We start from the raw sequence: 14,562 nt of genomic DNA, 5'->3' as shown, positions 1-14,562 counted from the left end.
CCCCCGACACGCGGATTATGATTCCGCTGCTCTAACCAACTGAGCTACTCCGCCACGAGCGACGCGGGAGATAGGCGAGGCGCGGGCGGGGGTCAAGCGGAAAAGGCGGATGTGTGTCGGGGGCGCGCGCTTCAGCTCGGCGGTGCGTAGGAGCATCGATCACCGTGATTTCCGACGTCTACGCCTGGCGGCAGCCGCCTGGGGCCGGAAAGCCCGGCGCAACTGGCGAGTGGCCGAGCAAAGCGGCGATCCGGCGCCGCTCGAACGCAGGCTGCGAAGCGGTCACGAGAGAGCCCCGTCTCAAAGCCGGGCGTCAGACCGGGGGCGCCCGCACGACGGGCAGTTGCTCAACGGCGGCGGCGCTCGCTGCCACCTGCGAGAGCCGAGTCAGAAAGATAGGTCGCGCCCCATTTTTCTGCATCTTGCTCGCCGCGGCCCAAGCCAGCGCGCCCGGCCCGTTGAACACGATCCGCATCGGACCGCCCTTTGGACGGTGCAGAACGATCAAGTGTTCCGGCTCGTGTCGGATCGCCACGCTGCGGCCCTGTGTGAGCTTGATCTCGACGTTTCTGCCGTCAGGGGCCGTTGCATCGTGACCGAGGGTCGAAGCCGGGTTCAGGTCCAGATCGAAGATGTAGGCGGCGACCACCTCGCCGATGCTGCCGACGAGATGACCGTCGAGTGTGAACTTGCGCCCGGGAAACATCCGCTCCAGACCGTGGGATGCCATGTAGAGGTCATCGAGGTAGCGGGTGACCTGCGCCCAGTCGACATCCTCGCTCACTCAATCGCTCCTGCTGTTTCCTTTCCGCTCATCATCGCCAGAACCTGCCCGACGAATAGATCGGCCCGCGCGGATGCCCGATGGTCGGGCGGCTTGGTCCCTCTCGGGCGCCAGAGCCGCCCGATCGACGACTGCCAGCCTCGTCCTTCCTCTTGCGGGAAATACCCTCGGGGGGGTGAATGCCGCGCGAGCGGCAGAGGGGGGGGCAGACAGCCCCCCTTGCCCCGGTTGCGGAGCCGGCGGCGGGCTCAGCGCACCACATGCACCGAGCAGTCCGAGTGCCGCACGATCCGCGACGCGTTCGGGCCCAGAAGATAGTCCTTGAAATCGGGCTTGTGCGCGCCGACCACGATCAGCCGCGCGCCGTCGGCGCGCGCCACGTGCAGGATTTCCTCGTAGGCGTTGCCGGTGGCGACGATGTGGCGGACCTTCGCGTTGGCCTCCGCCCCAAGGGCACGTTCCACCAGGTCGTTGAGCCGCCGCCGCGCCTCCCCGACCGCCTTGTCGTGATGGGACTTGTCAAAGAAGTTGCTGACCACGCTCATGCCGTAGTCGGGCACCACGGTGATCACGTCAAGCTGCGCGCCGTAGAGCCCGGCGAGCCGCGCCGCCTCTTCCAGCACGTGAATGTCGCGATTCTCGTTCGAGATATCGACCGCACAGAGCACCGGGCCGGTCATGCGGGCACCTCCGTCTTCTCGGGGCGCCGGGGCATCCGGGCGCGCTGCACAAGGGCGACCAGCCCCAGCAGCAGCAGCGCAGGGATGAATATCAGCTCCTTGGGAAGCTGCTCGGCCGGCGCCTGCACGCTGTCGATGGTCATCGGCCGGTCGGCGTAGAAATCGAAGTCGCGGAAGGTCTCGGAGAAGGGCGTGCCGAAGATCGGCTCCTCGAAGCTGACCTCGCCCGACTCCAGCGGCACCAGCACGAAGCCGAACGCGTCCAGCAGCTCCTCGCCCGGCGCCTCGCGTTCGACCGGCAGCACGAGGGTCGTCTGCCTGATCTCGCCGGTGTCGAAATCGGGTCCGGAGACGACGATGCGCAACTCGTCGCCGGGCGCGGTCTCCTCCAGCGCCTGCGCCAGGTTGGCGGGATCGATCGTCCGGAAGGGCGGCTGGATCTGGTCCATGAAGAAGCCGGGCCGGAAGAGCGCGAAGGCGATCAGGATGAGCGCAAGGCTCTCGTGGATGCGGTTCTTGGTCACGAACCAGCCCATGGTGCCTGCGGTGAAGATCAGGATCGCCGCGGTGGCCACCACGAAGGTGAAGATCCCCTGCGTCCATGTCACGTCGATCAGCAGCAGGTCTGTGTTGAAGATGAAGAAGAAGGGCAGGACGACCGTGCGCAGCGAGTAGAAGAACGCGGCAAAGCCCGTGCGGATCGCGTCCCCGCCAGAGACGGCGGCGGCCGCGAAGCTCGCCAGTCCCACCGGCGGCGTCACGTCGGCCATGATCCCGAAGTAGAAGACGAAGAGGTGCACCGCGATCAGTGGCACGATCAGCCCCGACTGCGCGCCAAGCTCGACCACCACTGCCGCCATCAGCGAACTCACGACGATGTAGTTGGCCGTGGTCGGCAGCCCCATGCCAAGGATCAGGCTGAGGACCGCCACCATGATCAGCATCAGGATCAGGTTGCCGCCCGACAGGAACTCTACCAGGTCGGCCATGACCTGCCCCACGCCGGTCAGCGTCACGGTGCCCACGATCACGCCTGCCGTCGCCGTGGCCAGCCCGATGCCGATCATGTTGCGCGCCCCGTCGATAAGTCCCTGGATCAGGTCGGTGACGCCCCATTTCGCACGGGCGGCCAGATCGCTTTCCCCGCGGAACAGCGCCTTGAGCGGGCGCTGGGTCAGCAGGATGACGAACAGCAGCATGGTCGCCCAGAAGGCCGAAAGGCCCGGCGATCTCTGCTCGATCATCAGGAAGTAGACCAGCACCACGATGGGCAGCAGGAAGTGGAGCCCGGTCTTGTAGATCTCGGCGATCTCGGGCGGACGCACGTCGTCCGAATTGGGATCGTCCGGCTGCAGGTCGGGCGCCTGTGCGGCAAGCCACAGGAGCGCAACATAGGCCAGCAGCAGCAGCGCCGAGAGGATCCAGCCCGCGCCCTCCGGCACCAGAGCGGTGACCCAGCGCACCGGAAACTGGATGCCGTAGCAGAGCGCGGCGAACCCCGCGAAGAAGGCCGCCATGCCACCGATCGTCCGGCCCAGGCTGACCACCCGGTCGCCCAGCGTGGGCATGTTCTGCTTCACCGCTTCCAGATGCACGATGTAGACCAGAGCGATGTAGCTGATCGTGGCCGGCAGGAAGGCGTGGGTGATCACCTCGACGTAGGAGATGCCGACGTATTCGACCATCAGGAAGGCCGCCGCGCCCATCACCGGCGGCATGATCTGCCCGTTGACGGAACTCGCCACCTCGACCGCGCCGGCCTTTTCGCTGGTGAAGCCCACCCGCTTCATCAGCGGAATGGTGAAGGTGCCGGTGGTGACCACGTTGGCGATGGAGGATCCGGAAATGAGCCCGGTGGCCGCCGAGCCCACGACCGCGGCCTTGGCCGGGCCGCCGCGCAGGTGGCCGAGCGCCCCGAAGGCCATCTTGATGAAGTAGTTGCCCGCACCCGCCTTCTCCAGGAGCGCGCCGAAGAGCACGAAGAGAAAGACGAACTTCGCCGAGACGCCCAGCGCGATGCCGAACACCCCCTCCGACGTGATCCACATGTGGCTCATCGCCTTCTGGAGCGAGGCGCCCTTCCAGCGGATCACCTCGGGCACCCAGGTGCCCGAGCCGAAGAAAACATAGGCCAGGAAGATGGTGGCGATGATCGCCATCGCCGGCCCCAGCGCCCGGCGCGCGCCCTCGAACAGCAGGATCAGCCCTGCCAGCGCGAACCACTTGTCGGTGTCGTCGGCAAGCCCGCCCGACTGCACGACCTTGTCGTAGAAGAAGAGCCCGTAGAGCGCGACGAAGGCGCCCAGCAGCGCCATGATCCAGTCGTGGATCGGCACGTAGGACCGCGGACTGGACCGAAAGGCCGGATAGGCCAGGAAGGCAAGGAAGATCGCGAAGGCCAGGTGGACCTGGCGCGAATTGTTGATGATGTCGCCGGGAATGACGTAGTTGGCCAGCGGCGAGGCCAGCAGCACCTGGAACACCGACCAGGCCACCGCGACGGCGGCGATCAGCAGCGCCACCGCGCCTCCGGGGTTGCGCGCGCCCGAGTCCGAGGAAGCGACGAGCTCCTGAAGCTCTTCCTCGCTCAGACCCGTCCGGCTGATGTTCTGATCGCTCATGCCTCGGCCTCCGGCAGGACCGCTTCGAAAGCGGGCGGGACGCGCCAGCGCCCCGCCCGGTCAGGCCGTCACTCGATGAGGCCTGCCTCGCTGTAGTATTCCTCCGCCCCTGCGTGCAGCGGCGCCGAGAGACCGTCGGAGACCATCTCTTCCTTCTCCAGCACGGCGAAGGCCGGGTGCAGTTCCTTGAAGTCGTCGAAGTTCTCGAACACCGCCTTGACGACCGTGTAGACCGCGTCTTCGGACACATCGGCCGAGCTCACGAAGGTCGCGCCGACGCCGAAGGTCGTCACATCCTCGTCGTTGCCGCGATACATGCCGCCCGGGATCGTCGCCATGCGGTAGTAGGGGCGCTCTTCGACCAGCTCGCGAATGGTGTCGTTATCGACCGTGACAAGCACCGAATCGCAGGAGGTCGTCGCCTCCTGGATCGAGCCCGCGGGGTGACCCACCGTGTAGACCATCGCATCGATCTGGTTGTCACACAGCGCCGCGGACTGTTCGGCCGCCCTCAGCTCGGTCGCCAGCTCGAAGTCGTCCATGGTCCAGCCCATCGCCTCCATGATCACTTCCATGGTGCCGCGCTGGCCGGAGCCCGGGTTGCCGACGTTCACGCGCTTGCCCTTGAGGTCATCGAAGGTCTCGATGCCCGCGTCGGCGCGTGCCACCACGGTAAAGGGCTCGGGATGCACCGAGAAGACCGCGCGCAGCTCCTCGAAGGCGCCCTCCTCCTCGAAGCGGGAGCTGCCGTTGTAGGCATGATACTGCCAGTCGGACTGCGCGACGCCGAACTCCAGCTCGCCGGCGCGGATCGTGTTGATGTTGTAGATCGAGCCGCCGGTCGATTCGACCGAGCAGCGGATGCCATGTTCCTGCCGGTCGCGGTTCACCAGCCGGCAGATCGCGCCGCCGGTGGGATAATAGACCCCGGTGACGCCGCCCGTGCCGATGGTGATGAAATCATCCTGTGCAAAGGCGGCCGGCGCCATCAATGCGGCCGTCACCGTCCCTGCGACGGTCAGTCTTGCGTTGTGGAACATTGAAGTCTCCCTTTCTGCTTGGTGGTCGTCGGTCCGCCGTCCAGAACCTCGTCCAGACCGCGGGTCATCTCCTCCACCTCGGCGACCCGGCGCTGCGTGGCGGTGCCGGCGCGCGCCGCCACCATGCCCACGACGGTTTCGAGCAGACACAGGGTCGCCGTGTAGGAGGAAAAGAAATGCGGGGTGGCGCTGGGCACGATGAAGGCCTCGTCGGCCTCGGCCAGCGCCGGGCAGGCATGGCTGTCCGTCAGCAGGACGACGAAGGCGCCGGCCTCCCGGCCAAGCTCGGCCGCGCGCACCGACCTGCGGGCGAAGGGCGGCTTCGTCACCACGAGAAGCGCATCCCGGTCGTCCATCTCGGCCAGCGCCGCGCCCAGCGACAGCGCGCCGCGCCCGGCCATCTGCCAGTCGCCCGACAGGAAGCCCGCGACATAGGCCATGTGCTCGACGATCCCCGCAGACCCCAGCGCGCCGAACAATACGACGCGCCGCGCCCGGCCGAGCCGGTCCGCGACGGCCTCCAGCCGGGCGGACTCGATGCCGTCCAGCGCCTCGATGTTGCCGATGCAGGCGGCCATGTGCGCGCTCGGAAAGCTCTCGCCGCCGTCGCGATGGCGGGCCCGCAGCCGTTCGGCACGCTCGTGGAAGCTGCCCGCGCGACGGTCGAGTCCCTGGCGCACGTCCTGGCGCAGCGCCTCGAAACTCGCATAGCCTACCCGCCGCGCCATGCGCGAGAAGGTGGCCGGTGGCAAGCCGCTGTCCTCGGCCACCGAGCGCAGGCTGCGGGTCGTCACGTCGAGCGGATGGCGCGCGACGTAATCCGCCGCCTGCCGCAACCGCGCGCTCAACCCACCGTAATTCTTAGCAAGCTTCTGGTCCAGCGATCCGGCCACGGCACCCCCAATCCTAGTGACTGTTTCACTCCGTTTCACGCCTTGTCAAGAAATGATCCGTGTGTTTCCGTCGGCCGATCGTCACCGCGCCCGGAGCGCCCGCGCCATGACCATGTCGTCCCGCATCTTCCCCCGCCACACGAAATCCGCGCCGCCCGTCGCCGCGCGCGGCGAGGGCTGTTATATCATCGGTGCCGACGGACGGCGCTGGCTCGACGGCTCGGGCGGCGCCGCGGTCTCCTGCCTCGGCCATTCCGACCCGGAGGTGATCGCCGCGATCCGCGCGCAGGCAGAGACCCTCGCCTTCGCGCACACCGGCTTCTTCACGACCGAGGCCGCCGAGCGGCTGGCGTCTCGCCTGATCGCCCATGCGCCCGCGGGCATCGAGCGCGTCTACCTCGTCTCCGGCGGGTCCGAGGCGGTCGAGGCCGCGCTGAAACTCGCGCGCCAGTACTTTCTCGAGATCGGCCAGCCCGCGCGCCATCGCGTGATCGCCCGGCGGCAAAGCTACCACGGCAACACGCTGGGCGCGCTGGCAGCCGGCGGCAACGCCTGGCGGCGCGAACCCTTCGCGCCGCTCCTGATGGAAACGACGCACATCGCGCCCTGCTACGAATACCGCGGCCGCGCAGCCGGCGAGAGCGCAGAGGACTACGGCCGCCGTGTCGCCGACGAGCTGGAGGCCGAGATCCTCCGCCTCGGCCCCGACACGGTGGCAGCCTTCGTGGCGGAGCCGGTAGTGGGCGCCACCGCCGGGGCCGTGCCCCCGGTGCCCGGCTACTTCGCCCGCATCCGCGAGATCTGCGACCGTCACGGCGTGCTGCTGATCCTCGACGAGGTGATGTGCGGCATGGGCCGCACCGGCACGCTTTTCGCCTGCGAACAGGACGGCGTGCGCCCCGACATCGTGACCGTCGCCAAGGGCCTCGGCGCGGGCTATCAGCCCGTGGGCGCGATGCTCTGCTCGGGCGAGATCTATGCCGCCGTCGAGGCAGGCTCGGGCTTCTTCCAGCACGGCCACACCTACAATGGCCACCCCGTCGCCTGCGCCGCCGCCGACAGGGTGGTGCAGAAGCTGACGGAAGGCGGGATGGTGGAGCGCGCCGCCGCCACCGGCGCCAGGCTGCGCGCGGCGCTCGAGGACACCTTCGCCCAGCATCCGCATGTGGGCGACATCCGCGGACGCGGCATGTTCCTCGGGCTGGAGTTCGTGCAGGACCGCGAGACCAGGGCGCCCTTCGACCCGGCCGAGGCACGTCACAAGCGCCTCAAGGACGCCGCCTTCGACGCGGGCCTCGTCTGCTACCCGATGGGCGGCACCATCGACGGTCGCCGCGGCGACCACGTCCTGCTCGCGCCGCCCTTCATCCTGACCGACGACCAGATCGGCGAACTCGTGGACAAGCTGGGCCGCGCCATCGACGCGGTGTTCTGACCGGCCTTCCGCCCCTGAAGCACCCTGCGCCCGGACCGTCCTCTTGTGCAAGATACCCCCGGAGAGCTTGGGCCTTGCTGGTGTGCCTCCACCGACGGCATCGGTGTGGCAAGCTGGGTCTGCGATGATCCACGAAGGGGGACGGACACGACCAAGGCGCCTTTCGCGCCAGACAAGGGCGGGACCGAACGCGCCGGCCCTGCGCCGCTGCTCGGCCGACGACTGCGCTTTCCAGGAGCGATACCCGGATCTGCCGTCCGCGGTTTCCGCCGCCAGCCGGACTTCAGCCTGATGTCTCTCCGTAGGCGCGGCTCAGTCCGCGCTGCGTTCCCGGACCGAAGTCTCCGTCAATCATCCCGTCGTATAGAGCATAGCGGCGCAGTTCGCGCTGCAGGGCCTTGCGCGTCTCCAGCTTGAACATCCCCGGCTGCTCGCGAAGGATCGCGTAGACCTCGGAGTGGCCCGAGCGGAGCGCGCGATAAAGGTAGCGCGCGGCGTCCTCGGGACCGCGCCCCTCTATCAGACCGTCGTCGATCAGCGCGGCGACGTTGAACATCGCTTCCGGATGGCGGGCGTCGGCGGCCTTCTGGAAAAGCTCCAGAGCTCGCGGCACGTCGCGCGCCAGACCGTGCTCTCCCTGATAGTTCAGGAATCCCAGGTCGTTGAGCGCATCGGGGAAGCCCTGCGCAGCGGCCGCGCGGTAGAGGTCGAGCGCGCGATCGATATTCCGCTCCGCGCCGACGCCCTGTTCCAGCATGCGTGCGAGTTCGAATTGCGCCTCGGCCGAGCCTGCCTCTGCCGCCCGCTCCAGAAGCTTGCGCGCCTCGGCGGGGTCGTGCCGCGGATCCGCGGTGTTGAGATGGATATAGGCCAGCCCAAGCATCGAACGGGTATCGCCCTGGCTGGCGAGCGCGGCGAGGCGTTCCTGCTGGTCGGGCTGGATGGCGGACCAGGCCTCCCGAGGATCCTCCGCCGATATCCGCGTGACGCCGTCCGAAGCTCCGGCAAGGTAGAAGGGCGTGCCGGAGAGCGACCCATATGTATGCGGCTCCTGCAGGTTTCCCGTGATCTCTAGCACCCGGTCGCGCACCTGGCGGAACATCAGGCTGATTTCCAGCCCCTGCTGCGGCAGGGCGTCCATGAGCGCGATGGCGAACGGGCTGTTGTCTCCGCTCCCGTCCAGCGCCTTCTCGCCGTCCTTCGCGGCAAAGGCCACCATCGTGCCGCGGTCTGGCGAGGGCGGTGCAAGGCCTGCGCCTCCGCCACCGAGGCTCCGGACCGCCTCGGCGCGCGCCTCGGTCTCGCGCAGGGCCGCGATATCCAGCACGTCGCCGAAAGGATTGTCCCGGCAGGAATCCAGGATGACGATGCGCATCTTCCGCGCACCGTCCACTGCGGCCAGCATCATGTCGAGCGAAACGCTCTGGCGCTGGATGTCACGGTTCGATCGCACGTCTGCGTCGACCGGGATGAGGTAATTCGCACCCTGCACCTCGACGCCGTGGCCCGCGAAATAGATGAGCGCGAGGTCGGCGGTTTCGGCGCGGAAGGCGAAGGAGTCGAGCGCATCGCGCAATTCCCCGCCGCCCGCATCCAGAACCGTCGTCACCTCGAAGCCGATCCGGTTGAGCGTGTCGCCGATGTCGCGCGCGTCGTTCAGCGTGTTGTCCAGATCGACGACCGTCTCGTAGTCGCTCATCCCGATAACCAGCGCGACCCGGTCGGAGGCCACGGCGATACCGGGAAGGATCAGCAGGAGAACGAAACCGAGCGCACGCATCGGACCGACCCTCGCAGCAAGGCATTTGCAAGGTTACTAAAGCACACTCGCCGGGCAGCCGGCAACATCGCGGCAGCGCCGTGCCGCCCGCGCACGGCCGATCAGATCTCGCCCTCTTCGCGCCATCGCTCGAGCTGCTGGCGGCTGACCTCGAAGTGCATCGAATCCTCGCGTCCGAAGCCCGCGCCCCAGATCCATCCCTCCTCGTGGAAGAAGTCCGCAAGGATGGTAAGGCCCATCTGGGTGCGTCCGTCCGCGAAAAGATCGAGGGTGCCATCGATGTTCAGATCGACCGCCAGCCCGAAGGCGTGGGACGAGGTGCGCCCTCGCGTGCCGCGAATCTGGCGCACGCAGAGCGATCCGGAGGAATTTATGCGATCGTAGAGGTCGGGGTCCGTCTGGCGCACCTTCTCGAAGACGCGGCGCAGGCTCTCGACCGCCGGCTGCAGCATGTGCACGCGAATGGGCCCCACATTCTCGAGCACGAGCCGCTCTTTCAGCGCGGGATTGGTCATCGGCTCGCAGCTGTCGCTCAGTTGCTCTCGCGGGCGGCCGAGGAAACTCTCCAGGAATTTCGGCCCCGCCACAGAGAGGCCCTTGTTCACATTGCGCCGGTCCGCGATCAGAACGACCTCGGCATAGGCGTCCGCGATGGTGTTTGGCCCCGAAGGCCGTGCGTCGGAATCCAGCGGCGGATGGCCGCCGGCGCGCCCCTGCGCCGGGTCGGTGCGCGCGCGCACCTCGTCGCGCAACTGGCGCAGTTCCTCCTCCATCGTGCGAAGCCGCTCCTGCAGGGCGTCGTCGCGTTCCTGCATGGCCTCGATCCGCTGGCGCAGCCGCTCGATCTCGATCCGCGCGGCGCTGTCCACGGAGCTGCCCGCCTCGGACAGCAGATCGCTGCGCGGCGGTCGCAGCTGTTCGTAGAGCAGCCATGCCAGCAGCATGGCCAGCAACGCGATCGCGGCGACGATGACAGGGATGGCGCGCATCAGACCCAGAGGCAATGTCCGGTCGGATCGAGTGTGCGCAGCGAACCGCGCAAAGTCAATCCAGGGCCGCCAGGATAGGTTTGGCAAAACCCCGCCTGATGGTCTATCGTCAAACTGAGTGACCAAAGGGAAAGATGCCGATGTCGAGCCTCAACGCCTTTCGTATCGTCCGCGGCGCGGCCTTCGTCGCGTGCCTCGCCCTGCCGTCGGTCGTGCAGGCGCAAACGACCATGACCGAGTCCGAGATGACCGAGGCCTTTTCGAAGCAGAAGACGCGCGGCCTCGCCATCGCGCCGGTCAGCCAGGGCACCCCGGAACAGCCCGACACAGCGACCGAGGTGAGCCTCTCTGAACTGCCGAAGGACGAGCAGGTCAACGTCAATATCGCCTTCGACTTCGACTCTGCGGCGCTGCGCGATGACCAGAAACCGAAGCTCGCCGCTCTGTGCAACGCCGTCGCGGCCGCGGACGTCCAGCAGCTTCGGATCATCGGCCACACCGACGCCTCCGGCTCTGCCGCCTACAACGAACGCCTGTCCGAGTTGCGCGCGGTCGAGGTGAAACGGTTCCTGGTGCGCGAATGCGGCATGGACGAGACGCGGCTCGAAGCCGTCGGGGTCGGCGAACGCTTTCCCTATGACGAGGACGACCCGCGTGCGGACGTGAACCGGCGGGTAGAGTTCCAGGCACTGGGATGACGCCGGGCGCGCGCCTCGCGGCCCGGGCGCGGCCATGAGCGCCGGAGAGGCGATGCCCGGCGACATCTTTCGTCCGGGCGACCTGCTCAACAACACCTACCGAATAGAGCGCATCCTCGGCCGCGGCGGCACCTCCGAGGTCTATCGGGCGCGCAGCGAAATCTCGGGCCGTGTCGTCGCCCTCAAGGTGCTGCGCTCCGAGTTCTCCAGCAACGAGGATTATCTCGCGCTGATGACGCGCGAGGAGGACATCCGCGAGATCCGGCACGACGCGATCGTGCGCTACTTCGACAACCAGCGCACGGATTCGGGCCTTGTCTATCTGGTGATGGACTATGTCGACGGCCCCGGCCTGGACCGCAAGCTGGCGCAGGGCGGGATGTCGGCAGACGACCTTCTGACGGTTGCCCGCCGCGTGGCCGAAGGGCTTGGCGCCGCCCACGCGCGGCAGATCGTGCACCGGGACCTTTCGCCCGACAACATCATCCTGCGTGACGGCGACCCGGCCGACGCCGTCATCATCGACTTCGGCATCGCCAAGGACGCCAATCCGGGCGCCGAGACCATCGTTGGCGGCGATTTCGCCGGCAAGTTCGCCTACGCGGCGCCAGAACAGCTTGCCGGCCGCGCGGATGCGCGCTCGGACATCTACGCGCTTGGCGCGCTGCTGCTGGCGACCTTCCGGGGCAGGCCGCCCGACGTCGGCAAAAACCTGTCTGACGTGGTGCGCATCAAGTCGGAGGCGCTGGACACATCGGGCGTGCCGGAGCCGCTCAAGCGGTTGATCGACCGGATGACGGCGCCCGATCCGGCGGACCGCTTCCAGACCACGGGCGAGCTGCTCGGCGCGCTCGCGGCAGGCGATCGGATCGGCGACATCGACCCCGAACGCACGGTGATTGCATCGCCGCGGCCAAAGACGCGCCCACCCGGCGCAGGCCGCACAGTGCCCCCGGCCACTCCCCCGGATCGCGCGACGCCGCCCCATGAGCGGGCAACGGCGCGCGCAGGCGCCGCCGGCGGACGACGCCGCGGCGGCCTGATTGCCGCGCTCCTCGCGCTCCTGCTGGTGGCGGGCGGTGCGATCTGGATGACGACGGAAGGAGCGCCCTTTGGACCGCGCTACGCCGAGGCCGCGCCCTTCACCCTGACCGCCGAGAAAACAGGCCCCGGCGAAGCTCGGGCGACGGGTCATGTTCCCGGCCCCGACATACGCGACGCGCTCACCGGGCGCATTGCGGCGCTCGGCGGCACGGCGGAGCTCACGCTGGCGCGGGGCGCGATCTCCGAGACGTGGGGCGCGGACCTGCTGGCCCTGATCGACATGGTGCACGATCTGCCGGAATGGCGCATCGAGACGCGCGACGACTTCGTCCGGCTTTCCGGCCTCAGCGCGGACGCCGAGCAGAAGGCACGCCTGACAGAGCGACTCTCGCAGGACGGGATGCCCGGCGCCCTGGAGGGAGAGATGGATATCCTCGCGGGGCCGCGCATCCTTTCGCCTTCGCGGGTGACCGAGGTGATCGCGGCGCTGCAGGACTGCGGCCCGCTCATGCAGGTCGATCCCCCGTCGACAGGCTATCCGCTGGGCGCCGAAATCGTGGTGACCGGACAGGTCGCCTCCGCGGCCACACGGGCGCAGCTGGCGCGCGAGCTTTCCGCCGCGGCGGGGGAGCGGCGCATCGTGCCGCGGGTCACGATCCTCAATGAGGGGCTTTGCCTCGTGGACCGCGCCCTGCCCAAGGTGCCGGGCGGCAACTTCGACATCGGCTTCGGCTGGGGCGACCAGCCGGGCGAGAACATGGCCGCCCGGTATCTGGTGGGGGAGAACCCGGTCATCGACGTGACGATCCCGGCTGAGGTCACCACCGGGTATCTCTTCGTCTCAGCGCTCGACGTCTCGGGACGCGTCTTTCACATGCTGCCCAATCTCAACCGCACGGACAATTCCGTGGCGGGCCTGCGCGATGGCCGCGAGGGGGCGGTCGAGCTGCGCGTCGCCTATTCGCTCGAAGAGGCGGAAGAGGCGGGAGGAGAGCGGCTTGCCTTTGTCGTGGACGACACCGTCCTGGGCAAGACGCGCATTCTGGTGCTGCACGCCGAGACGCCGATCTTCTCGGGCCTGCGTCCGACGATGGAATCGGCGGAAGGTTTTGCCGAGGCGCTGGAGAACATCGACGGCACGATCCGCACCCTCGACAGTCGCATCCTGACCACCGCGCAGCCCTGAAGGCTGCGGGCGTCACACGACATCGACCACGATGATCGAAATGTTGTCGGCCCCTCCGCCCCGCAGGGCGACCTGAAGCAGCGCCTCGGCAACGGTCTCGAGCGGTGCGCCTTGGGCCGTGCGGCGCAGCGTCTCGAAACCGGCGTATTTCGTCAGCCCGTCCGAGCAGAGGATATAGCGGTCGCCCGGCCGCGTGTCGCCCTGAACCTTGTCGAGTTCCAGTATATCGCCCACGCCGACGGCACGGGTGATCGCGTTGGACTGCGGGTGCAGTTCGGCTTCGTCCCAGGTCATCTGTCCGGCAAGCACAAGCTGCGCCACGACGGAGTGATCCGTCGTCAGCAACTCGACCGCGCCGTCCCGCAGGCGGTAGAGCCGGCTATCGCCTGCCCACAGTCCCACGAAATGGCCGTCCGTGAGGAGGAACGCCACGACGGCCGCGCCGATAACCGGCACGCCGAGGCGGTGCGCCTCGTCACGGATTGCGTCGTGTGCGCCCGCGAGCGCGGCGCGAAGAGCGCGCAACCTGTCGCGCGGCTCAAGGCCGTCGGGCAAGGTCGCCGCGGCCTCGATCACCGTCTGGCTGGCGAAATCCCCTGCGCTGTGTCCACCCATGCCGTCGGCCACGATCCAAAGCTTGTGATCCGGCAGGGCCAGCACGCTGTCCTCGTTGACGTGCCGGACAAGACCGACGTGGGTCAGCACGCTGTGGCGGATCGTGGTCATCCCGTGCTCTTGGCTGCAGCTTGCAGGCGTCCGGCATGGTGCGGATCGAAGAGCCGATGCACGCAGTCCGCCGCCGGAAGGCCGTCCTCGAGCAGGATCTGGGTGCCGGCCTGCCCCGTCTGGGTCCAGAGGCTCGGCCTGGCACGTCGCTCTCCCGCCAGTTGCCCGGCGAGCGCCGCAAGCGCCGCCCCTTCGGATGGCTCGCTGACAAGCAGCGTCGCGCCGTTCCGCATCGCGACGCCCGCGGCGGAAGGCACGGGTGGCGCGACCGCCGCAAGGCGCTGCGCGAGCTTGTCGCGCGTCATCGTATCCGACAGCGCATCGAGCGCGATCTCTTCCAGTTCCTCGAAGGCGGGGGTCACGCTGAAATGCCATCGCACCGGCTCCGCGTCATCCGGGATCGGCGCGACAAGCGTCAAGGGGAACATGCGGCCCACACGATCGACAGAGGGCATCAGGACCCCCCAGACCGCGCGCGGACCCGCGAGCCCCGCGGCAAGCGAGAACCGCCAGATCGGCGCAGTCAGATAACATTGCTGCCAGCGCGGGCCGAGCCGGTCGCGCGCGGCGCTCAATCCCTCCTGCAGCCAGCGATCCCATCGGTCGACGAAGCCTGCGGGCGGCGCGATGCGGATGAAATCGCCCAGCGCGGGCATCTTTCCCCAGGCGCCCACGCTGCCCATGCC

At 68.2% G+C, this 14,562-nt stretch carries 12 protein-coding genes; 3 read left to right on the top strand and 9 right to left on the bottom strand.

The annotated features are described in order from the left end of the window. Window positions 1-313: 313 nt before the first annotated feature. The 5 genes from ACLFOB_RS03380 to ACLFOB_RS03360 form a co-directional block, all read right to left on the bottom strand. Complete coding sequence (locus ACLFOB_RS03380; RefSeq protein ID WP_410924871.1) at window positions 314-784, bottom strand: DUF6998 domain-containing protein; 471 nt, start codon at window positions 782-784, stop codon at window positions 314-316. 248 nt (window positions 785-1,032) lie between these two features. Further along, entirely contained in the window at window positions 1,033-1,464 is a 432-nt protein-coding gene (locus ACLFOB_RS03375; RefSeq protein WP_410916664.1) for a universal stress protein, read from the bottom strand. After that, window positions 1,461-4,085, bottom strand: a complete 2,625-nt coding sequence (locus tag ACLFOB_RS03370) for a TRAP transporter permease (protein ID WP_410924870.1) — start codon at window positions 4,083-4,085, stop codon at window positions 1,461-1,463. Before ACLFOB_RS03370 ends, ACLFOB_RS03375 begins: the two co-directional genes overlap by 4 nt. A 68-nt stretch (window positions 4,086-4,153) precedes the next feature. Then, a complete protein-coding gene (locus ACLFOB_RS03365; protein WP_410916660.1) occupies window positions 4,154-5,125 on the bottom strand; it encodes a TAXI family TRAP transporter solute-binding subunit in 972 nt (323 codons plus the stop codon). Further along, window positions 5,104-6,018 (bottom strand): MurR/RpiR family transcriptional regulator, encoded by a 915-nt coding sequence (locus tag ACLFOB_RS03360; RefSeq protein ID WP_410916659.1) that lies wholly within the window; start codon window positions 6,016-6,018, stop codon window positions 5,104-5,106. The genes ACLFOB_RS03365 and ACLFOB_RS03360 overlap by 22 nt, the downstream gene beginning before the upstream one ends. A gap of 112 nt (window positions 6,019-6,130) precedes the next feature. Here ACLFOB_RS03360 and ACLFOB_RS03355 point away from each other — a divergent pair, with 112 nt between their 5' ends. Continuing rightward, a complete protein-coding gene (locus ACLFOB_RS03355; protein WP_410924872.1) occupies window positions 6,131-7,453 on the top strand; it encodes an aspartate aminotransferase family protein in 1,323 nt (440 codons plus the stop codon). Window positions 7,454-7,736: 283 nt separating this feature from the next. Here the strand turns inward: ACLFOB_RS03355 and ACLFOB_RS03350 are convergent, their stop codons facing one another. Further along, entirely contained in the window at window positions 7,737-9,233 is a 1,497-nt protein-coding gene (locus ACLFOB_RS03350) for a caspase family protein (RefSeq protein WP_410924868.1), read from the bottom strand. A gap of 101 nt (window positions 9,234-9,334) precedes the next feature. Further along, the gene (locus ACLFOB_RS03345; protein WP_410916657.1) at window positions 9,335-10,222 is read right to left on the bottom strand and encodes a M15 family metallopeptidase; all 888 of its coding nucleotides are present in this window, start codon (window positions 10,220-10,222) and stop codon (window positions 9,335-9,337) included. Window positions 10,223-10,362: 140 nt separating this feature from the next. Between ACLFOB_RS03345 and ACLFOB_RS03340 the strand changes: the two genes are divergently transcribed. Continuing rightward, on the top strand, window positions 10,363-10,920 hold the full coding sequence (locus ACLFOB_RS03340) for an OmpA family protein (RefSeq protein ID WP_410924866.1): 558 nt from the start codon (window positions 10,363-10,365) through the stop codon (window positions 10,918-10,920). A 34-nt stretch (window positions 10,921-10,954) separates the two neighbouring features. Continuing rightward, on the top strand, window positions 10,955-13,150 hold the full coding sequence (locus ACLFOB_RS03335) for a serine/threonine-protein kinase (RefSeq protein ID WP_410924864.1): 2,196 nt from the start codon (window positions 10,955-10,957) through the stop codon (window positions 13,148-13,150). Window positions 13,151-13,162: 12 nt separating this feature from the next. Here ACLFOB_RS03335 and ACLFOB_RS03330 read toward each other — a convergent pair whose 3' ends face one another. Together ACLFOB_RS03330 and tagF are read right to left on the bottom strand one after the other, a co-directional pair. Beyond that, on the bottom strand, window positions 13,163-13,876 hold the full coding sequence (locus ACLFOB_RS03330) for a PP2C family protein-serine/threonine phosphatase (protein WP_410916654.1): 714 nt from the start codon (window positions 13,874-13,876) through the stop codon (window positions 13,163-13,165). Further along, window positions 13,873-14,559 (bottom strand): type VI secretion system-associated protein TagF, encoded by a 687-nt coding sequence (gene tagF, locus ACLFOB_RS03325; protein WP_410924862.1) that lies wholly within the window; start codon window positions 14,557-14,559, stop codon window positions 13,873-13,875. Before tagF ends, ACLFOB_RS03330 begins: the two co-directional genes overlap by 4 nt. Between the last annotated feature and the right edge of the window lie 3 nt (window positions 14,560-14,562).

The sequence above is a fragment of the Rhodosalinus sp. genome, from assembly GCF_046542825.1.
In the GTDB taxonomy this organism is placed as follows: Bacteria; Pseudomonadota; Alphaproteobacteria; order Rhodobacterales; family Rhodobacteraceae; genus Rhodosalinus.
The sequence above is the reverse complement of the archived record's forward strand: the minus strand, read 5'-3'. Positions and strand labels throughout refer to the sequence as shown.